General features: G+C 62.7%; 23 protein-coding genes. 11 read left to right on the forward strand and 12 right to left on the reverse strand.

Annotation, left to right across the window (positions count from 1 at the left end; all coding sequences use genetic code 11):
- The first annotated feature begins 2 nt into the window (after positions 1–2).
- The gene (locus IFT76_RS04650; RefSeq protein ID WP_192057527.1) at positions 3–1,766 is read left to right on the forward strand and encodes a bifunctional diguanylate cyclase/phosphodiesterase; all 1,764 of its coding nucleotides are present in this window, start codon (positions 3–5) and stop codon (positions 1,764–1,766) included.
- 4 nt (positions 1,767–1,770) lie between these two features.
- Here IFT76_RS04650 and IFT76_RS04655 read toward each other — a convergent pair whose 3' ends face one another.
- The 11 genes from IFT76_RS04655 to IFT76_RS04705 all read right to left on the reverse strand — a co-directional run bounded on the left by IFT76_RS04655 (position 1,771) and on the right by IFT76_RS04705 (position 14,302).
- Entirely contained in the window at positions 1,771–2,142 is a 372-nt protein-coding gene (locus IFT76_RS04655; protein ID WP_192053898.1) for a hypothetical protein, read from the reverse strand.
- Positions 2,139–2,501, reverse strand: a complete 363-nt coding sequence (locus IFT76_RS04660; RefSeq protein WP_192057528.1) for a helix-turn-helix domain-containing protein — start codon at positions 2,499–2,501, stop codon at positions 2,139–2,141. The genes IFT76_RS04655 and IFT76_RS04660 overlap by 4 nt, the downstream gene beginning before the upstream one ends.
- A gap of 117 nt (positions 2,502–2,618) precedes the next feature.
- Positions 2,619–3,065, reverse strand: a complete 447-nt coding sequence (locus IFT76_RS04665) for a YkvA family protein (RefSeq protein WP_122479188.1) — start codon at positions 3,063–3,065, stop codon at positions 2,619–2,621.
- A gap of 269 nt (positions 3,066–3,334) precedes the next feature.
- The gene (locus tag IFT76_RS04670) at positions 3,335–4,096 is read right to left on the reverse strand and encodes an FKBP-type peptidyl-prolyl cis-trans isomerase (RefSeq protein WP_122479189.1); all 762 of its coding nucleotides are present in this window, start codon (positions 4,094–4,096) and stop codon (positions 3,335–3,337) included.
- 158 nt (positions 4,097–4,254) lie between these two features.
- Positions 4,255–5,190, reverse strand: a complete 936-nt coding sequence (pcaQ, locus tag IFT76_RS04675) for a pca operon transcription factor PcaQ (protein WP_122479190.1) — start codon at positions 5,188–5,190, stop codon at positions 4,255–4,257.
- Between the two features lie 80 nt (positions 5,191–5,270).
- Positions 5,271–5,633 (reverse strand): nitrite reductase small subunit NirD, encoded by a 363-nt coding sequence (nirD, locus tag IFT76_RS04680; protein ID WP_192057529.1) that lies wholly within the window; start codon positions 5,631–5,633, stop codon positions 5,271–5,273.
- Positions 5,633–8,194 (reverse strand): nitrite reductase large subunit NirB, encoded by a 2,562-nt coding sequence (gene nirB / locus IFT76_RS04685; RefSeq protein WP_192057530.1) that lies wholly within the window; start codon positions 8,192–8,194, stop codon positions 5,633–5,635. The genes nirD and nirB overlap by 1 nt, the downstream gene beginning before the upstream one ends.
- A 269-nt stretch (positions 8,195–8,463) precedes the next feature.
- Entirely contained in the window at positions 8,464–12,243 is a 3,780-nt protein-coding gene (locus IFT76_RS04690) for a bifunctional nitrate reductase/sulfite reductase flavoprotein subunit alpha (protein ID WP_192057531.1), read from the reverse strand.
- 379 nt (positions 12,244–12,622) lie between these two features.
- A complete protein-coding gene (locus IFT76_RS04695) occupies positions 12,623–12,760 on the reverse strand; it encodes a hypothetical protein (RefSeq protein ID WP_163007603.1) in 138 nt (45 codons plus the stop codon).
- On the reverse strand, positions 12,757–13,635 hold the full coding sequence (locus IFT76_RS04700; protein WP_122479194.1) for a hypothetical protein: 879 nt from the start codon (positions 13,633–13,635) through the stop codon (positions 12,757–12,759). The genes IFT76_RS04695 and IFT76_RS04700 overlap by 4 nt, the downstream gene beginning before the upstream one ends.
- A 181-nt stretch (positions 13,636–13,816) precedes the next feature.
- Positions 13,817–14,302: a TlpA disulfide reductase family protein gene (locus IFT76_RS04705; protein ID WP_192057532.1), complete on the reverse strand. Its 486-nt coding sequence runs from the start codon at positions 14,300–14,302 to the stop codon at positions 13,817–13,819.
- A 101-nt stretch (positions 14,303–14,403) separates the two neighbouring features.
- On the opposite strand from IFT76_RS04705, the gene arsC reads away from it, so the two are divergent.
- From arsC to IFT76_RS04750, 9 genes are all read left to right on the forward strand, one after another.
- Entirely contained in the window at positions 14,404–14,757 is a 354-nt protein-coding gene (gene arsC / locus IFT76_RS04710; RefSeq protein ID WP_122479196.1) for an arsenate reductase (glutaredoxin), read from the forward strand.
- Entirely contained in the window at positions 14,754–15,359 is a 606-nt protein-coding gene (gene wrbA, locus IFT76_RS04715; protein ID WP_185793874.1) for an NAD(P)H:quinone oxidoreductase, read from the forward strand. The genes arsC and wrbA overlap by 4 nt, the downstream gene beginning before the upstream one ends.
- A gap of 51 nt (positions 15,360–15,410) precedes the next feature.
- Positions 15,411–16,151, forward strand: a complete 741-nt coding sequence (locus IFT76_RS04720) for a type I pantothenate kinase (RefSeq protein WP_192057533.1) — start codon at positions 15,411–15,413, stop codon at positions 16,149–16,151.
- Between the two features lie 13 nt (positions 16,152–16,164).
- Positions 16,165–16,836: a DNA-3-methyladenine glycosylase I gene (locus IFT76_RS04725; RefSeq protein ID WP_122479199.1), complete on the forward strand. Its 672-nt coding sequence runs from the start codon at positions 16,165–16,167 to the stop codon at positions 16,834–16,836.
- Between the two features lie 330 nt (positions 16,837–17,166).
- A complete protein-coding gene (locus tag IFT76_RS04730) occupies positions 17,167–18,231 on the forward strand; it encodes an ABC transporter substrate-binding protein (protein ID WP_122479200.1) in 1,065 nt (354 codons plus the stop codon).
- A gap of 201 nt (positions 18,232–18,432) precedes the next feature.
- Complete coding sequence (locus IFT76_RS04735; protein WP_192057534.1) at positions 18,433–19,275, forward strand: ABC transporter permease; 843 nt, start codon at positions 18,433–18,435, stop codon at positions 19,273–19,275.
- Positions 19,262–20,059 (forward strand): ABC transporter permease, encoded by a 798-nt coding sequence (locus IFT76_RS04740; protein WP_122479202.1) that lies wholly within the window; start codon positions 19,262–19,264, stop codon positions 20,057–20,059. Before IFT76_RS04735 ends, IFT76_RS04740 begins: the two co-directional genes overlap by 14 nt.
- 1 nt (position 20,060) lies before the next feature.
- Positions 20,061–21,050 carry an ABC transporter ATP-binding protein gene (locus IFT76_RS04745; protein ID WP_192053882.1) on the forward strand — a complete coding sequence of 330 codons (990 nt, stop codon included), beginning with the start codon at positions 20,061–20,063 and terminating at the stop codon, positions 21,048–21,050.
- Between the two features lie 24 nt (positions 21,051–21,074).
- The gene (locus IFT76_RS04750) at positions 21,075–21,728 is read left to right on the forward strand and encodes an HAD family hydrolase (protein ID WP_192057535.1); all 654 of its coding nucleotides are present in this window, start codon (positions 21,075–21,077) and stop codon (positions 21,726–21,728) included.
- Here IFT76_RS04750 and IFT76_RS04755 read toward each other — a convergent pair.
- On the reverse strand, positions 21,716–22,312 hold the full coding sequence (locus IFT76_RS04755) for a tRNA-uridine aminocarboxypropyltransferase (protein ID WP_192057536.1): 597 nt from the start codon (positions 22,310–22,312) through the stop codon (positions 21,716–21,718). The two genes, IFT76_RS04750 and IFT76_RS04755, sit on opposite strands and share 13 nt — an antisense overlap.
- Before the next feature lie 147 nt (positions 22,313–22,459).
- Here IFT76_RS04755 and IFT76_RS04760 point away from each other — a divergent pair, with 147 nt between their 5' ends.
- Positions 22,460–22,918, forward strand: a complete 459-nt coding sequence (locus IFT76_RS04760) for an FAD/FMN-containing dehydrogenase (RefSeq protein WP_192057537.1) — start codon at positions 22,460–22,462, stop codon at positions 22,916–22,918.
- Positions 22,919–22,926: the final 8 nt, after the last annotated feature.

Below are 22,926 nucleotides of genomic sequence, written 5' to 3' on the forward strand. Positions count from 1 at the left end.
CGATGACCGTCATAGAACAGCTCAGCGCCCTGGACACCATTCTTGCCCAAAGCGGTGTGCACTGCTTGTTCCAGCCGATCGTGTCACTGTCGCAACGGCAGATACTGGGCTTCGAGGCATTGAGCCGGGGGCCTTCGAACAGCCCGTTGCATTCGCCCATCAATCTGTTCGCGGTGGCACGCCAGGCCGGTCGGCTCAACGAGCTGGAAGTGATGTGTCGGGAAACCGCCTGCCGCCGTTTCAGCGAACAGCGCCTGGACGGCAAGCTGTTTCTCAACGTCTCGCCCGAGTCGCTGCTCGAACCGCTGCACGAGGACGGCCGCACGTTGCAGCTGTTGCAGCGCTACGGCATCAGCCCGAGCCAGGTGGTCATCGAACTCACCGAGCAGACTCCTACCGACGATTTCCAACTGCTGTTCAACGCCCTGCATCACTACCGCGCCATGGGCTTTTCGATTGCCCTGGACGATCTGGGTGCAGGCTATTCAAGCCTGCGCCTGTGGTCCGAGTTGCGTCCGGACTACGTAAAGATCGACCGACACTTCATCGACGGCATTCACCAGGATGCGCTCAAGCGCGAATTCGTCGGTTCCATTCTGCAGATCGCCAAGGCTTCCCGGGCCCAGGTGATCGCCGAAGGCATCGAGCTGGTCGAGGAGTTGCTGGTATTGATCGAAATGGGTGTCGACCTGGTCCAGGGTTATCTGCTCTGCCGCCCTCAGGAACAGCCGCCACGGGACGCACGTGGGCTGGTCCCGCGGCTCGAGGACGGCAATCCGCCGCTTGGCGACAACGGCAGCGACCTCGCACCGTTGATCATCGAGCAGGCTGCGGTGCATCGCGATACGCCGACTCAGCAGGTCCTGGAAGCCTTCCGGCTGCAGGCCAACCTGAACACCCTCGCCGTCGTCGACGGCGAGCGGCGCCCCTGCGGCATCGTTCATCGGCACTCGCTGTCCGATGCATTGCTCAAGCCATTCGCCACCGAGCTGTTCGCGCGCAAGCCGATCAGCCGATTGATGAGCAATGATTTTCTGGCAGTGGACTGCAAACAATCGCTGCAACAGGTCAGCCGTTTGCTCACCGGGCGTGCGCGGCAGCGCATCGAGGAAGACTTCATCGTCATCCAGGGTGGGTGCTACCTGGGGCTGGGCCGGGTCATCGACGTGCTCAAGCTGATCACCGAGCTGAAAATCCAGCAGGCCAGGCATGCCAACCCCTTGACCCTGTTGCCTGGCAACGTGCCGATCCAGCAGTGCCTGACCCGTGTGCTGGAACAGGGCCGCGAGGCGATCATCTGCTATGTGGACATCGACAACTTCAAGCCCTTCAACGACATCTATGGCTACGCACGTGGCGATGAGGTGCTGCTGTGCCTGGCCCAGTGCCTGAGCGAGCGCGTGGATCCGAGCCGAGACTTCGTCGGCCACATCGGTGGCGACGATTTCATCCTGGTCATCAGTCCGGCCGACTGGTGCCGGCGCCTGAGTCAGTTACAGGAAGACTTCCAGCACCAGTGCCGGCGCTTCTATCGCCCCGAGCATCTGCAAGCAGGCTGTTTTCTGGCCACGGATCGTCGCGGCGAGCAGCAACGATTTGCCCTGCTGTCGCTGTCCATCGGCGTGGTTCATTTGCGGGCCGAGGCCTGTAGCCTCATGGATGGCAGTCAACTGGCGGAAATGGCTTCGCAGGCCAAGCACCTGGCCAAAGAGGTCCAGGGGTCCAGTGTGCACGTGATCGACACGCAGCTCGCCGAGTCGGCCTGACGACTCAGGCCGTCGTAGTGGGCGGGTAGATGTATTCGAACACCCGCGCCACTTCCGAGGCATGCCACGAGGCGGCGGCAACGCCATCCGACGGGCCGCAGAAACGTCCGAGTTTTTCCGCACACTCGAAAAAACCGGTACGCGGCAGGCGGCTGGCGCCCTGGCTGATCACCAGAGAGCTGCGCAGTGGCTGATCGGCGCGGGCGTCGATCATGGCCAGGTATTCGAGTGCCGCCGTCAGTGTCTGCATAGCGGGCGTGGGCAATTCCAGGCGTTCGAGCAGCGCGCGGTAGGTGAGCAGGTGACGCTGGCGGCGAGCGTGGTCCAGCTCGCCGAGCAGGCCGTCCCATTGCTGCCGACTGATGCGCACGCTCACGAGCGGGTGCTCCAGCCCGGCACCCCCAACTCCCAGGCGAGGCTGCGGCGAATGGCGGCATCCGGCTCCCGCTCGCCGGTTTCGATCATCGACAGGTAGGAGGGACTGATGCCCACGGCGCGCGCCAGGCTTTCAAGCGGCAGGCCCTGCGCCTCGCGCAGTTCGCGCAGACGCTCGAAGCCTGGCGGGGGGGCGAGCGGCGCAGCGCCGACAGGGCCGGCAGCAGGCTGCGAGGCTGCGACGTCGGCAGAGGCGCCAACCGGGTTGACCGCAGCTGCAGCAATCAACCGCTGATACTCGTCCCATGGCACGACCGCATACTCCGGCTGGCCGTCGCGGCTGATCACTTGAACCCCCATTGCATCCTCCCGCCCGATGAGCGCGCACATCGGACGATGCGAGCGTAATGGCGGAATGTTAACAGGGGATTGCCGACTCCGGGGCGTTAACTGCGCGCCAAAGCCAGCGGGGCGGCTTCAGCGGTGGGACTTTTCCAGTTCCAGATCCTTCTCCGAGGCTGGCAGGCGTTCGAGCACTCGCAGTTTCTCCGGCGACTGACGCTGACGCCAGGCACGGAACGCATCGAGTTCCCCGGACAGGGTCTTCATCACCCAGGCCAACACGGCAATGTCATCGAGCATGCCGACACCGATCAAAAAGTCGGGGATCGCATCGATGGGGCTGACGAAATAGACCAGTCCGGCAACGATGGACACCAGTGCCTTGGGGCTGATGCTGCGGTACTCGCCGCGCCAGTACGCCAGGCACAGGGCCTGCAGCAGTTGCACGTCCTCTTTCAAAGCGCCCAACCGGTAGCCCTTGCCCTTGCGTGCCACGGCGAAGATCAGGGCCGGCAGACGGCCTCGACTCAGGACACGTTCGGCAATGGGCAGGAAACGAGTGAAATTCCAAGGTGCTTTCATGAGCCCTCCGATGCCGAATGATGGTTTGAGGTTATCCACAGTATTTGTGGATAACCTTGTGAACAGAGCCGCTTTTCGCGCCTGACCTGCCCGGTTTCCAAGGGCTGAGGTCAAATCGGGCGTTTTTTACTCACACAAAAAACCCACGAAAATCCTTGACGCAGCGTTCTGAAAACAGTTACTGCCGCTTCCTTTAAGACCCATTGGCACAGACCCGGTTCAAACGAAAACGCCCCGTCGAGACGGGGCGTTCCGGGAAACGAAGCAGCTTACTTGGCGGGTGCTGCTTCTTCGACTTCAGCGTCGTCGGTTGCAGCTTCAGCGTCAGCGGCAGCCTTGGCTGCGTCCTTGATGGCGATCAGCTCGAGGTCGAACACCAGCACCGAGTTGGCTGGGATGGTCGGGCTCGGGCTCTGCGCGCCGTAGGCCAGATCAGCCGGAATGAACAACTTGACCTTCTCGCCCACGTGCATCAGTTGCAGGCCTTCGACCCAGCCCGGGATCACGCCGCTGACCGGCAGATCGATCGGCGCGCCGCGCTCGATGGAGCTGTCGAAGACCTTGCCGTCGATCAGCTTGCCTTCGTAATGAACGGTAACCACATCGGTCGGCTTGGGCTGGGCGCCTTCGGCCTTCTTGATGACCTGGTACTGCAGGCCGGAGGCGGTAGTGACCACGCCGTCTTTCTTGGCATTGTCCTCGAGGAACTTCTTGCCGGCGGTCTGCGCCTCGGCGTTCATCTTGGTCATGCGTTCTTCGGCGCGCTTCTGCAGATCGGCAAAGGCTGCGACCAGGTCGTCGTCCTTGATCTTCTGCTCTTTCTTGCCGACGGCGTCTTCGATACCCAGGGCAACGGCCTTGGAGTCGAGATCGTCCATGCCTTCCTGAGCCAGGCTCTTGCCCATGTTCAGGCCGATACCGTAGGAAGCTTTCTGCGCCGGGGTTTTGAGCTCGACGCTGGTCTGGGAATCGCAACCTGCGAGGACCAGGGTGACCAAGGCAACTGCCGCCGCCAACCGATGCTGTTTCATGCTATTTCCTTGTTCATGCGCCATAAGGGCAATCGAATGAGGCCGCGAGCTTATCAGGCGGCCACGACCAATGGCTACCGGCATGAGAGAGGCAAAAAGACGATAAGTTCAGGCCAGCAAAAGGAAAGTGGTGCGGCAGCGGCTGGATGAAACATGTGTCACGCAGGGCTGGGTGCCTGGCCGTAGTGCGCAGCCACTTCACGCACCACCTCGCACAGCCACTGAGCCGGCAAGGCCAGCGGCAGCGCGGCGTTGCGGCAGATACCCACCGAACCACCCGGCTCGTGCACGCCCAGATCCAGTTCGCACAGCTGGCCGGTGGCGATATCGCGCTGCACCGCATCGCGCGGGGCCACCCAGATGGCGTCACTGCTTGCGACGTAGCGTCGACTGAGGGTCGGTGAAAGCGTTTCCAGACGTTGCGCCGAGGGCGTGATGGCGCATTGCACGAACAAACTGTCGGCATGCTTGCGAATAGTCGTACCGGCCAGCGGCAGCACCCAGGGATAGCTGCCGACCTGTTCGGCGCTCAGCGGGCGCATCTGCAGCAGCGGATGCGCCGGGCGCACCACCAGCGTCATGGATTCGCTGTACAGGTGTTCGAACGACAGACCCTGGATCTGCGGGCTGTCGGTCATGCGGCCGATCACCAGGTCCAGTTCGCCGACGTGCAGTTGCGCCAGCAGGTAGGCACCGGGGCCGGTCGCCACGCTGACCACCAGGGCGGCGTGGCGTTCGTGCAGGCGGCAGAGTACTTCGGGCAACAGCTGGCTTTCCACGGTCGACAGCACGCCGATGCGCACCTGGGGGGCTTCGTGGGGCTCGCCGCGCAAGCTGCTGACGCCGTCGCGCAAGGCCTGCACGCAGGGCCCGGCATAACGCATGAAGCGCACGCCGGCGGCGGTCAGTTCGACGCCGCTCTTGTCGCGGTCGAACAGACGGGTCTGCAACAGGTCTTCGAGTTCCTTGAGCGTCTTGGAAATCGCCGGCTGGCTGATGGACAGGCCATCGGCAGCCTTGGCGAAGCTGCCCTGGCGGGCAATTTCGAGAAAGCACAGCAGGTGGCGGAATTTGATGCGGCTGTCGAGGTTCATGGCGCCAATCGTAGCATTGGGCCATGGGGTTTGCTTTGGTAGTCAGGGCCTCTTCGCGGGCAGAGGCCAGCAAGACCACCCTAGACCCTGCCAATCTCCACCCGATCACCATTGAAGCGCACCGGCCACACCCTGATGCCCTGCTCCGGCGCCTCCAGGCAGCGCCCGTCGCTGAAACAGTAATGCTGCTTGTACAGCGGCGCAGCCACCACCAGCTCGCCCTGCAGATACCCGACGATGCCACGCCCCAGCACATTGGCGCCCGAGCGCGGGTCGTGGTTGTCGATGGCGTGCAGCACCCGGCCCTCGCCCGCGTCGGGGAGATAGAACACTGCCACCTGGTCGCCGTGCAGCCATACCACTACACCAGAATTGGAGATCAAGTCCGCTCGATCGCACACTGCTTGCCAGTCCATCGCTTGCACCGCCTTGGCCGCCTGCATCACAACACCTCCTCCATCACCGGGATCAACGTGACCACATCGCCCACCTGCGCCGGGCGACGCTGGCCACGTTCCTTGACGAACTGCACACCCGGGTCCGCACGCTTGTCGTTGACGAAGGTGCGGAAGCGCTTGAGCTTTTCCGGATCCTTCAGGGCATTGGCCCATTCGCATTCATAGTGATCGACCACCCGCTGCATCTGCGCTTCGAGTTCGGCGCCCAGGGCCAGGCTGTCCTCCAGCACGACCTGCTTGAGGAATTCCAGCCCGCCCTCCAGGCTTTCGCGCCAAACCGAGGTGCGCTGCAGCTTGTCGGCGGTACGGATGTAGAACATGAGGACGCGGTCGATGTAGCGAATCAGCTGTTCATCGTCTAGATCGGTGGCGAACAGTTCGGCGTGCCGCGGACGCATGCCGCCGTTGCCGCACACGTAGAGGTTCCAGCCCTTCTCGGTGGCAATCACGCCGATATCCTTGCTCTGCGCCTCGGCACATTCGCGGGTGCAGCCGGAGACGGCGAACTTGAGCTTGTGCGGCGAGCGCAGGCCCTTGTAGCGATCCTCGATGCGCAAGGCCATGGCCACGCTGTCCTGCACGCCGTAGCGGCACCACGTGCTGCCCACACAGGATTTCACGGTACGGGTCGACTTGCCGTAGGCATGACCGGTCTCGAAGCCGGCTTCGATCAGCTCGCTCCAGATCTCCGGCAACTCGTGCAACTGGGCACCGAACAGGTCGATGCGCTGGCCGCCGGTGATCTTGGTGTAGAGGTCGTATTTCTTCGCCACCACACCGATGGCGATCAGCTTGTCCGGGGTTATCTCACCACCCGGAATGCGTGGCACCACCGAGTAGGTACCATTCTTCTGCATGTTGGCCATGAACGTGTCGTTGGTGTCCTGCAGCGGCACCAGCGAGGGGTCCATGATCGGCTGGTTCCAGCAGGAGGCGAGGATGTTGCCGACAGTGGGCTTGCACACGTCGCAACCTACTGCGCCGCGGCCATGGCGGGCGAGCATGTCCTCGAAGCTGGCGATGCCCTCGACACGGGCCAGGGCATAAAGCTCGGCGCGGGTGTAGGCGAAATGCTCGCACAGGCTCTTGTCGACGCTGACGCCGCGGGCAATCAGCTCATGTTCGAACACTTGCTTGAGCAGCGCGGCGCAGCCGCCGCAACCGGTGCAGGCCTTGGTCTGCGACTTGAGCGCCGACAGGTCGCCACAGCCTCCATCGATGGCAGAACAGATCGCCCCTTTGCTGACGTTGTGGCAAGAGCAGATCATGGCGGTGTCCGGCAACGCATCGGCGCCCAGGGTCGGTGCACCGTCGGACAACGGCAGGATCAGCGTCGAAGGATCGGCCGGCAGGGCGATGCCGTTCTGAGCATATTGCAGCAGGGTGTCGTAGTAACTGTTGTCGCCGACCAGCACAGCGCCCAGAACGTGTTTGCCGCTGGCGTCCACCACCAGGCGCCGGTAGCTGGCGTTGGCTTCGTCGATGAAACGGTAGCTCTTGGCGCCCGGCGTGGTGGCATGGGCATCGCCGATGGAGCCGACGTCGACGCCCAACAGCTTGAGCTTGGTCGACATGTCGGCGCCGCTGAACGCGACCGGCGCCTCCCCGGCCAGCTCACAGGCGACGTTGCGGGCCATGCTGTAGCCCGGGGCCACCAGGCCGAAGACGCTGCCGTTCCACGAAGCGCATTCGCCGATCGCATACACCGCCGGGTCGCTGCTGCGGCAGTGCGGGTCGATGACGATGCCGCCGCGGGCGGCGATCTCCAGGCCGCAGGCGCGGCCCAGCGCATCCTGTGGACGAATGCCGGCGGAGAATACGATCAGGTCGGTTTCCAGGAACTCGCCGCCGTCGAAGTTCATCCGGTAGCGATGGGTCTCGCCGGCCTCGACGTTCTGCGTGGCACGGGAGGTGTGCACGCCCACCCCCAATGCCTCGATGCGCGCACGCAAGGCAGCGCCGCCGTCGACGTCCAATTGCACGGGCATCAGACGCGAGGCGAATTCGACCACGTGAGCTTCCAGCCCGAGCGACTTCAAGGCATTCGCCGCTTCGAGGCCAAGCAGACCGCCGCCGACCACCACACCACGGCGCGCACCGCACGCGGCTGCACGAATGGCGTCCAGATCGTCCAGGGTGCGATAGACCAGCCGTGCGTTGCCTTCGCAACCTGGAATCGGTGGCACGAAGGGGAACGAGCCGGTGGCCAGTACCAGCACATCGTAGCCATGCCGCCCAGTGGCGGTGACGACTTCGCGGGCCTGGCGATCGATCTCGAGTACCGGCTGCCCCAGGTGCAGGGTGACGCCGTGCAGGCCATACAGCTGGGCATCGCCCAAGGCCAGGGTTTCGGCACACGAGCCGCCGAAGTATTCGGACAAGTGCACTCGATCGTAGGCGCGCTGGCGTTCTTCGCCGAAGACATGGATCTCGTAGCGATCGACCGCGCTGCGCTCGATCAGCTGCTCGACACAATGATGACCGACCATGCCGTTGCCGATAACGATGAGCTTCTGCCGGGGCCTGAGGTTCACGAGCGCATTCATAGGTATCTCCAAGCGGGTCACGGTGTCCTGACCATCGGGCAAAAAAAAACGCCTGGAGCGAATGCTCCAGGCGCCTTTGCCTGATGGTCGGATTGAGGTTGTCCGGTAGGGTGATCGTCGTTGATCACCGGGACTTGGCCAAGGTGAAAGCAGATTGCGTGCCAGGGTGGTTTGGTGTGTGTCAGGTAGGGCCTTTCCGCGGGCAGAGGGCTCGCCGCGAAGAAGCCCTCACTGACAACAAGACCCATCCCAGTGCACCACGCACCGTTTCAGTACACATCCCGCACGTAGCGCTTGTCGCGACTGAGCTGCGCCATATAAGCCTCGGTCTGTACCTCGCTCATGCCGCCGTGCTCGGCCACTACCTGCCGCAGCACCGCATCGACATCCTTGGCCATCCGGCTGGCATCCCCGCAGACATAGAAATGGCCACCTTGCTGCAACCATTGCCAGACCTGGGCACCCTGCTGGCGCAAGCGGTCCTGGACGTAGATCTTTTCCGCCTGATCCCTGGAGAACGCTGTATCGAGCCGATGCAGATGGCCGCTGCGCAACCAGGCGTGCAGCTCGTCGCGGTAGTAGAAGTCGCTGAGCTCGCGCTGCTCGCCGAACAGCAGCCAATTGCGTCCGCTGTGGCCGAGCGCCTGCCGCTCGTGGAGGAAGGCGCGAAACGGCGCTATGCCGGTACCCGGTCCGACCATGATCATCGGTGTCTCGGGTTGGCTGGGCACGCGAAACCCGGTGGCCTTGTGCACGAAGATCGGTACCAGCGCCGCCGCCGAGCGATCCGCCAGAAAGCCCGAACACACCCCGCTGCGCACACGCTCGTTGCAGTGATAGCGCACCGTCGAGAGGGTGATGTGCACCTGCTGCGGGTCGGTGCGGGCACTCGAGCTGATGGAATACAGCCGCGGCTGCAGCGGCTTGAGCAGGCCAAGCAGTTCCTGCGTGGTGAGTGTGACGGGAAAGGCGTCGAGCAGGTCGATCAGTTGCCGACCCCACAGCCATTGCTGGAGCTCACCGGCGCGGTCGGGCGTGAGCAGCGTGGCCAGCAGCGGGTCGGCGCAGCGCTGGCCAATGAACGCCAGCCACTGCGGGGTGATGCGGGTAATGTCCAGATGCTTGTGCAACGCCACCGCCAGCGGCTGTTCACCCTGCCCCTTGAGCATCACCCGCTCGCTGCTGTCCAGGCCCAGGCACGCCAGCAGTTCCTCGACCAGGCTCATGCAGTTGCTCGGCCACACCCCAAGCGCATCGCCGGCCTCGTACACCAGCCCGCTGTCCTTGAGGTCGAACACCACATGGCGAACTTCCTTCTCGGTACCTGCCGCATTGAGCACTTGATTGTGCAGGACCCGCGCGAGCCATGGCCGCTTGCGGGTGTACAGCGGCGGGTCCTGGGTCGCCAACGCAGGCGTGCTGCCCGTTGCTGCGCCAGCAAGCAAAAGGCCGACGTCCTGCGTCCACTGCTCGGCGAGTTCCTGATCGTCGGGTTCGCACTCGACACGGGCAAGCAGGCGCTGCCCGCCCAGTTGGTGCAGGCGTTCGTCCAGCTTGCGGGCGAAGCCACAGAACTGTCCATAACTTGAATCGCCCAGAGCCAGCACAGCGTAGCGCAGGCCCGAGCAGCGCTCGATCCGCTCGGCCTGCAGCTGCGCCCACAGGCCCACGGCGTTGTCCGGTGCGTCGCCGTCGCCGAAGGTACTGGTCACCAGCAATACGTCGCGCTCGGCCAACAGGTCGGCGGGGGTGATCGCGTCCATGCCGCGCAGCAGTACCAGGGCACCGCGTTCGCGCAAGGTCTGCGCGCAGCGCTCGGCGATGGCCTGCGCGTTGCCGGTCTGCGAGGCCCAGAGCACCAGGGTCCCCCCTTGCCCGGCAAGCGGCGCAACAGCCTCGGCCAGCGCTGGATCGAGGTCGTGCAGGGTGATCTTCGGCGAGCCGACCCGTTGCAGGGCCACGGCCGCGAATTTGAACGCGGGCTGTTGCGACAGCGGATCGCTGGCGTCGCTGGTCAACGCATTGATGGCCAGGTCGCTGCCGTAGACATCGCTCCAGTGAAACGGCGCGAAGCAATTGCCTGGCCGCACTCGGTCGCTGATGCGTGCCGGCAATACCGCCTGGCCGCGCCGCGAGCGGACCTGCACTTGATCGGCCTCGCCGATGCTCAGGCGCTCGGCATCATCGGGGTGGATTTCAATGAACGGGCCAGGGTCGAGCTTGTTCAGCGTAGCGACCTTGCCGGTCTTGGTCAGGGTATGCCACTGGTGCTGCAGACGGCCGGTATTGAGCACCATCGCGAACTGGCCGTCGGGCAGGTCGGCGGGCGGCAGATGCGGACGGGCGAAGAAACGTCCGCGGCCGCTGGCGGTCGGAAAACGCGGCCCGGCGTCGGTCAGGTAGCGAATCGGGCTGCGCGGATCGTCTTGGCCAGGGGCAGCGGGCCATTGCCGTGGCTGCTGGCGCAGTTGCGCATAGCCTGCGCCACGGATGTCATAGCCGCTCTGCGGATTGTCGAACCGTTGCAGCTCTTCATAGACCTGCTCGGCGCTGGCGTAGTCGAAGCCTTCGGCGAAGCCCATGGCGCAGGCCACCCGGGCGATGATCTGCCAGTCGGCCAAGGCCTGTCCCGGTGCGTTCACGGCCTTGGGCATCAAGGTCATGTTGCGCTCGGAGTTGATCATCACTCCTTGCGCTTCGGCCCACAGCGCAGCCGGCAGCAGGACGTCGGCGTAGCGGTTGGTTTCGGTATCGAGAAACGCATCCTGGGTGATCACCAGTTCGGCGGCCTGCAAGCCCTCGATCACTTGCCGGCGGTTGGCGACACTGGCCACCGGGTTGGTGCAGATGATCCAGCAGGCCTTGATCGCGCCCTCGCCCATTCGCCGGAACAGGTCGATGGTACCGGCGTTGCCTTCCTTGCGCAGGCTGCCGGAAGGGATGTTCCAGAGCCGCTCGACATGGGCCCGGTCCGCGTCCACCAGCAATGAGCGCTGGCCGGGCAGACCAGGCCCCATGTAGCCCATTTCGCGTCCGCCCATGGCATTGGGCTGGCCGGTCAGGGAAAACGGCCCACTGCCCGGACGGCAGATGGCGCCCGTGGCCAAGTGCAGGTTGCACAGCGCATTGGTGTTCCAGGTGCCCTGGATACTCTGGTTCAGCCCCATGGTCCAGCAACTCATCCAGTTCGCCGCGCCGCCGATCCACTGCGCGGCCTGACGGATCGCTCCTTCATCGAGGCCGGTGATCTCGGCGACCCGCGCCGGCGTGTAGTCGGCCAGAAACGCTGGCAATTCCTCCCAGCCTTCGGTGTGTGCCGCGATGAACGCAGGGTCGGTAGCGCCATCGGCATGCAACAGGTGCAGCAAGCCGTTGAGCAAGGCCAGATCGGTGCCCGGCTCGATCTGCAGAAAGAGGTCGGCCTTGTCGGCAGTGGCAGTACGTCGCGGGTCGACGACGATCAGCCTGGCGCCCGCCTTGAGCCGGTCCAGCAGGCGCAGGAACAGAATTGGATGACAGTCGGCCATGTTCGCGCCGATCACCAGGAACACGTCGGCGTGATCGAAATCATCATAGGAACCGGGCGGGCCATCGGCACCCAACGACAGCTTGTAGCCGCTCCCCGCACTGGCCATGCACAGCCGCGAGTTGGACTCGATGTGCCGAGTGCGAACGTAGCCCTTGGCAAGCTTGTTGACCAGGTACTGGGCTTCCAGCGACATCTGCCCGGAAACATAGAAAGCCACTGCATCCGGGCCATGTTCATCGAGGATCTGCCGCAAACGGCCACCGGCGTCCGCAATGGCCGCGTCCATGCTCGATTGCACCGGCTCGTGGTCGCGCCCGTGGCGCACGTAGGCATGCTGCATCCGGCCCGGATCAGTCAGCGGCTGGGCACAGCTGCTGCCCTTGGTGCACAGGCGCCCGGCGTTGGCCGGATGCTGCTTGTCACCGCTGACCTTGACCACCCGATCGTTCTCGACGGTCATGACGATACCGCAGCCCACCCCGCAGTACGGGCACACGCTACGGACAGAAGTGCGGGTCATCGGCGTTCCTCGCTGCTGGCTACAAAACAAAAACGGCGCCGGCTGCCTTCGCTCATCAGAGCGGGCAGCACGGCACCGTTGTCGTGTGGGGGCAATCGGCATCGATTGCATTGTGTGCGAGGGTGCTTGCAATACATGCGCCAACCCCATCGGATCGAGCGGATCACGTTAAACGAGGGTCAGCGCGGTTGAGTGGGTCAGGAATTTTCAGGTGCGGCGCACCGTTGAGGCGCGCTATGCACCGTGGGTGCTCAGCGACTCAGCAAGATGGACAACGTAAAAAAAGGCGCCAAGCCTTACAGTTGATCATGAGCGCACCCAGGCATCATCTATCTGGTGCAGTGAGTCTGCGGCCAATCAATGATCATTGATCAGCGCTTCAGCCACCTAAAGCAATTTCGCTTCTGTTGATCACCTTTTCATTGACCACGCGCCTTACTACCGGGACAGAAGGTTTCTTCGGCGGAATCGGCTTGATATAGCCATTCGGCTTGGATTTCTCGTTGTCGGGTTTCATTTTCTTTCTCCTGGTGGCGCCTCATCCAATGTCATTCGACGAGGGGGGGCTGCAGGTTTGACTGGAGCTGGAGGCTTTGACTGCTGTTCAGCAGTGGCTTTTTCAGAGTCACTCAATGTTCTCGACCTCATTGCAAGCAAAGCATTTTCCAGAATTATAGTCCTTTTTTCCAAATCTGCTATCTGATTACGTCCAGGACCAGCAAGGAGCTGATTCTTTAACGACGAGATCTCATCTCCTACATAGCTGTCCCTGATAGACAGGTTTTTTCTCGGAGACGATGTATCCATATCAAAGACAACGAACAGGACGCTTGCCAACACGAGAGGTATGCACGCGATCAGGAAGGCTGCAACCGATTTGAAGACCCATCTTGAACGTTGCTCGTTGACCAATGCGTTATGAGTTGCGCACCGCACGTAGGTTTGGGAAATATAAGACTCGGTTTCATGTATGGGGTCTACGAGATCAAGTTGTTCGGCATGGCTGACCTGGAAATTATATTTCTTGACCTCACTGTTATAGTTTAGTTGGTCGTCATGGTATTTCTTTACCTCAGCGGCATATGGCATTCGATTGAACTCAGACCCACTGAATGCCCTGCAGTTGAAATAAACAGAAACCGAAATAATGACAATCACCAATAGAATCAAAGAAGCGATCACATAAGCAATACCATGACGTTCAGTGAAGTCCAGAAATCTAGCCAAATACGCAGATACGGACAAGAGCGCGAAGATGGCAGTGAATATCAATTGGGTCTTGATGGAAATACTGTTCTTTATCTCCTCTTCATAGGCATACATTTTCTCATAAGTAACTTCTATGCTTCGATCCTTCAAAATAATCATCCTTAATCCGGTCATTACATCCATGGACGGACTCGATCTTCGTGATCGATTTCCCCCTCGCGGCGGCATCTGTGAATACTAGCACCCGCATGCCTGGGCTCAACGCACGCAGGCAGCATCCATCAGCTGTGCGAAGCCGCGTATGAGTCAGCCAGCCCCTTAGAGCCGGAGTGCAACATCAGGCAAACCCCCTACCTGCGGCTTCTCAGCTTTCGCCGCGCTGCAGGGCTGTCAGGCGCGCCTTGATGCCGGCGGCGGTCTGCTCACCGAGCAACTGGTCGCGCACCTTGCCTTGGGCGTCGATGATATAGGTGACCGGCAAGGCCTGGCTGCGGGGCAGCTCGAAGCGCGGTGCTGGATCCTGGGCCAGCACCGTGAAGTCGATTCCCAGGGTCTTCGCGGCGGCGCTCAATTCGGCGCCCTGCAGGTTGTCGAAATTCACCCCGAGCACGCGCACGCCCTGCCCTTCCAGGCTCTGCGACAGCGCATTGAGTTCGGGGATCTCGCGGCGGCACGGCCCGCACCATACGGCCCAGTAGTTGATCACCAGCCACTGCTTGTCCAGCGTCTTGGCGCCGACCTGCGTGCCATGCTGATCGGGCCCGTAGTCGCCGCCGCAACCGCTCAGCAGCAGGGCGCCCAGCAACAGGCCAGCCAGCGGCGCGATGTGGGTCTTGATACGCCAGTTCATGGGTCTATCCTTCCTTATTCCTGAGGCCATGCGAAAAAGGCGACCGAATACCGCCACGTGGTTAGAATACCCGCCACTGGATGCCGGAGGCGACTTTTCCCATGACCCAACTGACCCTTTACCACAATCCGCGCTGCTCCAAATCACGCGCGGCGCTGGAGCTGCTGCACGCCCGCGGGCTTGCGCCCGTCGTGGTGCTCTATCTGGAAACGCCTCCCGATGCGGCCACCTTGCACGCCCTGCTGGGCAAGCTGGGCGTCAGCGCCCGAGCCTTGCTGCGCACCGGCGAAGAGGAATACAAGACCCTGGACCTGGCCGACGCGACGCTGGGCGAAGAACAACTGGTGCAAGCCATGGCCAGCCACCCGAAACTCATCGAGCGTCCGATTCTGGTCAACGGTGAGCGCGCGGTGATTGGCCGGCCACCGGAAAACGTCCTGGAGATTCTTGCGTGAACACACCTTACATCCTGGTGCTCTATTACAGCCGCCACGGCGCGACCGCCGAGATGGCCCGACAGATCGCCCGCGGCGTCGAGGCCAGCGGTCTTGAGGCACGTCTGCGCTGCGTGCCGGCGATCTCCACCGAGTGCGAGGCCGTCGCACCGTCAATTCCCGAGCAAGGCGCGGTATACGCCAGCCTCGACGACCTGAAGAACTGCGCCGGCCTGGCCTTGGGCAGCCCGACGCGCTTCGGCAACATGGCCGCGCCGCTCAAGTACTTCCTCGACGGTACCAGCAGCCTGTGGCTCAGTGGCGATCTGGTCGGCAAGCCGGCCGGGGTATTCACTTCCACCGCGAGCCTGCACGGCGGCCAGGAAACCACCCTGCTGTCCATGCTGCTGCCCTTGCTGCACCACGGCATGCTCGTCACCGGGCTGCCCTATAGCGAGTCGGCACTGGTGGAAACCCAGGGCGGCGGCACCCCGTATGGCGCCAGCCACCACGCCGGTGCCGACGGCAAGCGCCTGCTCGACGAGCACGAAAAGACCCTTTGCCGGGCGCTGGGCAAGCGTCTGGGCCAGACCGCACAACTGTTGAGCACACCGCGTGGCTAAGTTGAATCTCGGGTTGAATCGCAGGTTGAATCGCACGATGGCGGGTCACGCTTGAGTATCCACACCTACACCAAGTACCCCGCCACGGCCCTCGGCGACGAGTCGCCGCTGGCCTGGATCAGCGAACACATCCGCAAGCATTATCAAGGCCATCGGCACACCTTCGTGGTGGCCATCGCCGGCAGCGTCGCCGTGGGCAAGAGCACCCTGTCCACGCTGCTCAAGGAGCGGTTCGAGCGCTGGCCGCAAGCACCGCGGGTCGAGGTGGTCAGCACCGATGGTTTTCTGTATCCCAACCGGATTCTGGAACAGCGCCAGCTGATGCCACGCAAGGGCTTCCCGGAAAGCTATCGCACCGACGACTTGAAGGCGTTTCTGCATGACCTCAGGCAAGGTGCGCGCGGTTTGCAGGTGCCGGTCTATTCCCAGGTGCTCAAGGACATCGATACGCACTTCCACCTGATCGACCAGCCCGACATTCTCATTCTGGAAGGCCTGAACATCCTGCAGCTGGACCACGCCCACGACTTTTCCATCTACCTGGATGCGCCTACTGCGGACATTCGTCACTGGTACATGGAACGCTTCATGAGCCTGACCACTCTATCGGGCGACGCTGCACAGGCGCGCGCCGACTATTTGTGGGAAGAGGTCAACCTGAAGAACCTCACGGAAAACATCCTGGTGACCCGCGATCGGGCGCAGATGATTCTGCACAAGGCACCGGACCACCGCATCGACGAGGTCTGGCTGCGCGAAGGCGACCTGCCCGTGCATTCATCCAGCAGTTGAGGACACCGGTTCCATGCATGACTACAAGTGGCTGAACGAGTACTGCCTGAATCGCTTCGGCTCGCAGAAAGCGCTGGAAGCGCGTTTGCCGACGGCCAAGTCGGCGGCGCAGCTGCGCAAGATCAGCGCCGACCGCTACCTGTCCACCATGGCCCTGAGGGTCTTCCGCGCAGGCTTGAAGCACAGCCTGGTCGACTCGAAATGGCCTGCCTTCGAAGAGGTGTTCTTCGGCTTCGATCCGGAGAAAATCGTGCTGATGGGCGCCGAGCGCCTGGAACGGCTGATGCAGGACACGCGCATCATCCGCCATTTCGGCAAGCTCAAGAGCGTGCCGCGCAACGCCCAGATGATTCTCGACGTGGCCATGGAACACGGCAGTTTCGGTGACTTCATCGCCGATTGGCCGGTAGAGGACATCACCGGGCTATGGCAGTACATCGCCAAGCATGGCAACCAGATGGGCGGGTTGTCGGCGCCACGCTTCCTGCGCATGGTGGGCAAGGACACCTTCATTCCCAGTTGGGACGTGGTAGCGGCACTGAGCGCCCAGGAGATCGTCGACAAGGTACCCAGTTCCAAACGCGATCAGGCGGCGGTCCAGGCGGCATTCAATCAGTGGCATGCCGAAAGCGGTCGACCGATGTGCCAACTCTCGGCGATGCTCGCCTTTACCGTGAACCACTGATGCACTGATGCATCCGTTTGGTTGCAGGGCCCGGCTCGCGGTCCTGCTACCCTGCTCTCCTGCTCTCCTGCTTTCCTGCGGCCGCCTGTCCGTGCATACCCTTGTGTACATGTCCGCTTGCAACTGCCTTTCCTTAGCACCGATCGAAGCGGCAAATCTCGTCTACGCTTAGCCTCCAAGGGCACGACTGCCCTGGGCATGCCTGTGGCCGACGTGCTCGACGTCAAAATGTCATGAGCGTCACCTACGTTGGCTCGGGTATTGCTGAATCCAGATCAATCCAGTCGTCGACAGTCCCCTCGTTTCGATAGGCGCCCATAGGAGCACCGGATGAAAAAGCTTTTCCTGGCCACACTGTTAGGTTCGAGCATCGCGTTGTGCAATCTGGCTTCGGCCGCAGATACCGATCTGCAAACCCTTGAAGCCGCGGCCAAGACCGAAGGCATGGTCAACAGCGTCGGCATGCCCGACGCCTGGGCCAACTGGAAGGGCACCTGGGACGACCTGGCCAGCAAGTACGGCCTCAAGCACATGGACACCGACATGAGCTCGGCGCAAGAGGTGGCTAAGTTCGCTGCCGAGAAAGACAACGCCAGTGCCGATATCGGCGATGTCGGTGCAGCATTTGGCCCCATCGCCACGAAACAGGGCGTGACCCAGGCCTACAAGCCTTCCACCTGGGCGCAGATCCCCGATTGGGCCAAGGATGCCGATGGCCACTGGATGCTGGCGTACACCGGCACCATCGCGTTCATCGTCAACAAGCAACTGGTCAAACCCGAAGATGCCCCGAAAAGCTGGGCAGACCTGAAGAACGGCAAGTACAAGGTGGCCATCGGTGATGTCAGCACCGCGGCCCAGGCAGCCAATGGCGTGCTGGCGGCGGCAATCGCGTTCAAGGGCGATGAAAGCAACCTGGCGCCGGGCCTGCAACTGTTCACCGAACTGGCCAAGCAGAAACGCTTGTCCCTGGCCAACCCGACCATCCAGACCCTGGAAAAAGGCGAGATCGAAGTGGGTGTGGTCTGGGACTTCAATGGCCTGAGCTATCGCGACCAGATCGATCCGAAACGCTTCGATGTGCTGATCCCTTCCGACGGGTCGGTGATTTCCGGCTACACCACCATCATCAACAAGTACGCCAAGCACCCGAATGCCGCGAAGCTGGCCCGCGAGTACATCCTCAGCGATGCCGGGCAGATCAACCTGGCGCGCGGCTACGCCCGGCCGATCCGTGCTGACCACATCAAGCTGCCGGATGATGTCGCGGCCAAGCTGCTGCCGGCCGAGCAGTATCGCCATGTCACACCGATCAAGAATCCGGACGTCTGGGAGGCAAGCTCCAAGGCCCTGCCACAGCAGTGGCAGGAACAGGTGATCTTCGAAATGCAGTGATCGCGGTGCATCAGGTAGGGCCTCTTCGCGGGCAGAGCCCGCTCCCACATGAGCAGGAGCGTCGATCCCTGTGGGAGCGGGGCTCTGCCCGCGAAGAGGCCAACACCGATCACCTCCGATACCCCGCAACATCTGTAGGAGCGGTCAGCGGCCGCGAAGCCGCCAACGCCGACATCCCTGACACCCCGGAGCCATGCAACAGTGACCACCCCCACCCGCGGCAGAACCCTGGCCCTGCTACTGCTGGTGCCCTTCGCCCTGTTCTTTTTCGTCTTCCAGATCGCTCCACTGGCCTGGGTGGCGATCCACAGCGTGCAGACCGACGCCGGTTGGAGCCTGGACAACTTCAGCAAGGCCTTCGGCTCGCGGTTCTATCGCCAGGCCATCCAGTTCAGCCTGGAAATCAGCTTCTGGTCGAGCCTGTTCGGCATCGTCATCGCCGTCATCGGCGCCAGTTCACTGCGCCGGGTCGACTCGCGGCTACGGGATTTCGTCAGCGCCTTCGCCAACATGACCAGCAACTTTTCCGGCGTACCGCTGGCGTTCGCCTTCATCATCCTGCTGGGTTTCAATGGCGCGATTACCATGATGCTCAAGCAAAGCGGCCTGATCGACGATTTCAACCTGTACTCCAAGACCGGCCTGATCATCACCTACACCTATTTCCAGATCCCGCTGGGCGTACTGCTGCTCTACCCCGCTTTCGACGCGTTGCGCGAAGACTGGCGCGAGTCCGCCGCCCTGCTCGGGGCCAGCGGCTGGGCCTACTGGCGCCACATCGGCCTGCCGGTGCTGACCCCGGCGCTGCTGGGCACCTTCGTCATCCTGCTGGCCAATGCCCTGGGTGCCTACGCCACGGTGTACGCGCTGACCACCGGCAATTTCAACGTGCTGCCGATCCGCATCGCCGCCATGGTGGCCGGCGACATCAGTCTGGACCCCAACCTGGCCAGCGCCCTGGCCATGATTTTGGTGGGGCTGATGACCCTGGTCACCCTTGTCCATCAATGGCTGTTGCGCAGGAGCTACCATGTCGCGCGCTGAACTCGACGCACCCGGCCTCTACCACCGGGCCGTGGTCTGGCTGCTGTTCCTGATTCTGCTGCTGCCGTTGGCCGGTACCCTGCTGTACTCGGTCGCCACCAGCTGGTCGGCATCGATCCTGCCCAGCGGGCTGACCTTCAAGTGGTACCTGCAGCTGTGGGGCGACCCGCGATTCCTCCAGGCCTTTGGCCAGTCGCTGGTGGTCTGCGTCGGTGCGCTGGTGCTGTCGGTGCTGGTGATCCTGCCGCTGCTGTTCGTGGTGCACTACCACTTTCCGCGGCTGGATGCGCTGATGAACATTCTCATCCTGCTGCCCTTTGCCGTGCCCCCGGTAGTGTCCTCGGTGGGCCTGTTGAACCTGTACGGCTCGGGACCGCTGGCCATGGTCGGCACACCCTGGATCCTGATCGGCTGCTATTTCACCGTGGCCCTGCCGTTCATGTACCGCGCCATCACCAACAACCTGCAGGCGATCAACCTGCGCGACCTGATGGACGCAGCGCAGCTGTTGGGCGCCAGCACGTTCCAGGCGGCTGTTCTGGTGGTGCTGCCCAACCTGCGCAAGGGCCTGATGATCGCCCTGCTGCTCTCGTTCTCGTTCCTGTTCGGCGAGTTCGTGTTCGCCAACCTGCTGGTGGGCACCCGCTACGAAACCCTGCAGGTCTACCTGAACAACATGCGCAACAGCAGCGGCCACTTCAACAGTGCGCTGGTGATCTCCTATTTTCTTTTCGTGTTGCTGCTCACCTGGGGTGCCAATCGCTTGAACAAGGACAAAGACTGATATGAGCTTCGTCAGCGTCGAAAGACTGGATAAGCGCTACGGCACTACCGAAGTATTCAGCGATATCAGCTTCACCGTCGAGCGAGGCGAATTCATCACCCTGCTCGGGCCCTCCGGCTGCGGCAAGTCGACCCTGTTGCGCGCCATTGCCGGGCTGACCCCGATCAATGCCGGCACAATCCTGCTCGATGGCCAAAACCTTGCTCCGCTTGGCCCGCAGAAGCGCGATATCGGCATGGTCTTCCAGAGCTATGCCCTGTTTCCCAACATGAACGTGGAACAGAACGTCGCGTTCGGCTTGCGCATGCAAAAGGTCAAGGGCGCCGAAAGCACACGCCGCGTGGCCGAGGTACTGGCGCTGGTGGAGCTGGGTGAGTTTGCCGGGCGCTATCCCCATCAGTTGTCCGGCGGCCAGTGCCAACGGGTCGCCCTGGCCCGCTCGCTGGTCACCCGCCCGCGCCTGTTGCTGCTCGACGAGCCCCTGTCGGCCCTGGATGCACGTATCCGCAAGCATCTGCGCGAGCAGATCCGGCAGATCCAGCGGGAACTGGGCCTGACCACGATTTTCGTCACCCACGACCAGGAAGAGGCGTTGACCATGAGCGACCGCATCTTCCTGATGAACAAGGGTCGTATCGTCCAGAGCGGCGATGCGCAAAGTCTGTACACGGCGCCGGTCGATGCGTTCGCTGCCGGTTTCATCGGCAACTACAACCTGCTCGATGCCGCCCAGGCCAGCGCCCTGCTGCAGCGGCCGATCCACACCCGCGTGGCGATTCGCCCGGAAGCCATCGAACTGGGGATTGACGGTGCCCTGGACGGCGAGATCCGCAGCCATAGCCTGCTGGGCAACGTAATCCGCTACCGGGTGCAGGCCCACGGCGTGCAGTTGCTGGTGGACGTGCTCAACCGTACCGCCGCCGACCTGCTGCCCGACGGCCAAAGGGTGTCCCTGACGATTGGGCCCGACGCACTTTGTGAGGTAGCCTGAGCGTCTTTCCACGGGAGGTTCCACATGGCTCTGGCGATTTTCGATCTCGACGAAACCCTGATCCACGGCGACTGTGCTTCGCTCTGGAGCGAACAGATGGGTCGCCTCGGCTGGGTCGATCCCGAGTCCTTCATGCGCCGCGACCACGAGCTGATGCAGGCCTACAACGACGGTCGGCTGGCCATGGAAGACTACATGGCGTTCAGCCTGGAGCCGATGCTCGGGCGCACGCCGGAAGAGGTCGAACACCTGGTCGAGCCGTGGGTGGAAGATTTCATCGAGCCGATCATTTTCAGCGACGCCACCCGCACCATCGCCGCCCACCGCGCGGCCGGTGACCGCATCCTGATCATTTCCGCCTCGGGCATTCACCTGGTCGGGCCCATCGCGGCGCGGCTGGGCGTCGACGATGTGCTGGCCATCGAGCTCGAGCTCAAGCACGGCACCTACAGTGGCAATACGGTGGGCGTACTGACCTACCGCGAGGGCAAGATCAAGCGCCTGCGCGAATGGATGCACGACGAGGGTGAAACCCTGCAAGGCGCAAGCTTCTATTCGGACTCACGCAACGACCTGCCGCTGTTGCTGGAAGTACCGTCGCCTCATGCGGTCAACCCCGACCCGGTGCTGCGCGAGCATGCCGAACAGGCCGGCTGGCCGATCCATCAATGGCGCTGATGGTTGCGCCGATAGACCTCTTCGCCCATGGCAGCGATCTGACCTTCGATGAGCGCGTCGAAGGGCTTGAGCAAAGCCTGAAAGGATGCCGGTGATTCGAGTACTTCCAGCGCCTGGGTGATGGCTTCGAGGGTCGATAATGCGCCGGGGCCGGGTGCCTTGCGCAAGCGATAGCGCGAAGGCTCGGCGGTTGCCAACTGAACCCTGGGCAAGGCGGCCAGTGGTGGATTGAGGTGCAGCAGTTTGCGTGCCTTGCGCCAGGTACCATCCGGTACCACCAGTAGCCTGGGCTGGGCGGCGGGCTCGTAGGCGCTCAATGCTTCGCTGTGTTCCCCGGGAAACAGCAGGCAGGGCTGATATCCCGGCTGGGCCAGCCACTGGGGCAGGTCTTCGAAGATTTCGCCGACTCTGATTTCGCACTGCTGCAGGCCCAACGCAGCCAGGCGCGCGGTGTTGAGGGCGTGATCGACCTCGCTGGGGTGCTGCAGGATCAGCACCCGCGTATGGCTGGGCAGGTTCGGGATCAGGGCGCACAGGCACTGTGCAAGGGGGCGATGGCAGCGCGGGCATTGGGGTCTGGACATGCGCAATTGTGCCACGGCGCGGCGAGCAGGCAACACCTTGCCCGATCGACCAGCACGGAAAAAGTCGCCCACGGTGCCGCTAAACCTTTGTACCCACGTGGCCGATCCGCTCTAATGTAAACCCCACTGTCCCAGGACCTTGCCGCAATGAAATACTGCTGCGCATTACTTCTCAGCTTCCTGTCCCTTACTGCCCAGGCCACGGAGATCGGTGAACGCCTGGGCCCCTGGACCCTGCTCGACCAATTCGAACAACCCTACTCGCTCAGCGACCAGACCCAGTTGATCATCGTCGCACGCAGCATGGACGCCGCCCAGTTGATGGGGACTGCCATGGAGAAGCGGCCCAAGGACTTTCTCGAATCACGGCATGCGGCCTACATCGCGGATATCGAGCACATGCCTTCGGTGGCCAAGTGGATCGCCATCCCGGGCATGAAGAAACTCAACTACCGCATCCTGCTGGACGAAGAAGGCCGGGTGGCGCCGCGCTACAACGGTGATCGGGAAACCGTGCAGTGGCTGGAACTCAAGGATGGCGTAGTGGTGGACATCAAGACCTTCAATGACCCGCAGCAACTGGCCAGTGCGCTCTCGGCGCGCTGAGCCACTGC

Source organism: Pseudomonas sp. CFBP 13727, assembly GCF_014841915.1.
GTDB lineage: Bacteria > Pseudomonadota > Gammaproteobacteria > Pseudomonadales > Pseudomonadaceae > Aquipseudomonas > Aquipseudomonas baltica.

What these genes read in the sequence shown, in the direction of transcription:
- IFT76_RS04650 (WP_192057527.1), top strand. Translation starts at nt 3, where the DNA reads ATGACCGTCATAGAACAGCTCAGCGCCCTGGACACCATTCTTGCCCAA.
- IFT76_RS04660 (WP_192057528.1), bottom strand. Translation starts at nt 2,501, where the DNA reads ATGGGGGTTCAAGTGATCAGCCGCGACGGCCAGCCGGAGTATGCGGTC.
- IFT76_RS04665 (WP_122479188.1), bottom strand. Translation starts at nt 3,065, where the DNA reads ATGAAAGCACCTTGGAATTTCACTCGTTTCCTGCCCATTGCCGAACGT.
- IFT76_RS04670 (WP_122479189.1), bottom strand. Translation starts at nt 4,096, where the DNA reads ATGAAACAGCATCGGTTGGCGGCGGCAGTTGCCTTGGTCACCCTGGTC.
- pcaQ (WP_122479190.1), bottom strand. Translation starts at nt 5,190, where the DNA reads ATGAACCTCGACAGCCGCATCAAATTCCGCCACCTGCTGTGCTTTCTC.
- nirD (WP_192057529.1), bottom strand. Translation starts at nt 5,633, where the DNA reads ATGCAGGCGGCCAAGGCGGTGCAAGCGATGGACTGGCAAGCAGTGTGC.
- nirB (WP_192057530.1), bottom strand. Translation starts at nt 8,194, where the DNA reads ATGAATGCGCTCGTGAACCTCAGGCCCCGGCAGAAGCTCATCGTTATC.
- IFT76_RS04690 (WP_192057531.1), bottom strand. Translation starts at nt 12,243, where the DNA reads ATGACCCGCACTTCTGTCCGTAGCGTGTGCCCGTACTGCGGGGTGGGC.
- IFT76_RS04695 (WP_163007603.1), bottom strand. Translation starts at nt 12,760, where the DNA reads ATGAAACCCGACAACGAGAAATCCAAGCCGAATGGCTATATCAAGCCG.
- IFT76_RS04700 (WP_122479194.1), bottom strand. Translation starts at nt 13,635, where the DNA reads ATGGATGTAATGACCGGATTAAGGATGATTATTTTGAAGGATCGAAGC.
- IFT76_RS04705 (WP_192057532.1), bottom strand. Translation starts at nt 14,302, where the DNA reads ATGAACTGGCGTATCAAGACCCACATCGCGCCGCTGGCTGGCCTGTTG.
- arsC (WP_122479196.1), top strand. Translation starts at nt 14,404, where the DNA reads ATGACCCAACTGACCCTTTACCACAATCCGCGCTGCTCCAAATCACGC.
- IFT76_RS04725 (WP_122479199.1), top strand. Translation starts at nt 16,165, where the DNA reads ATGCATGACTACAAGTGGCTGAACGAGTACTGCCTGAATCGCTTCGGC.
- IFT76_RS04730 (WP_122479200.1), top strand. Translation starts at nt 17,167, where the DNA reads ATGAAAAAGCTTTTCCTGGCCACACTGTTAGGTTCGAGCATCGCGTTG.
- IFT76_RS04740 (WP_122479202.1), top strand. Translation starts at nt 19,262, where the DNA reads ATGTCGCGCGCTGAACTCGACGCACCCGGCCTCTACCACCGGGCCGTG.
- IFT76_RS04745 (WP_192053882.1), top strand. Translation starts at nt 20,061, where the DNA reads ATGAGCTTCGTCAGCGTCGAAAGACTGGATAAGCGCTACGGCACTACC.
- IFT76_RS04750 (WP_192057535.1), top strand. Translation starts at nt 21,075, where the DNA reads ATGGCTCTGGCGATTTTCGATCTCGACGAAACCCTGATCCACGGCGAC.
- IFT76_RS04755 (WP_192057536.1), bottom strand. Translation starts at nt 22,312, where the DNA reads ATGTCCAGACCCCAATGCCCGCGCTGCCATCGCCCCCTTGCACAGTGC.
- IFT76_RS04760 (WP_192057537.1), top strand. Translation starts at nt 22,460, where the DNA reads ATGAAATACTGCTGCGCATTACTTCTCAGCTTCCTGTCCCTTACTGCC.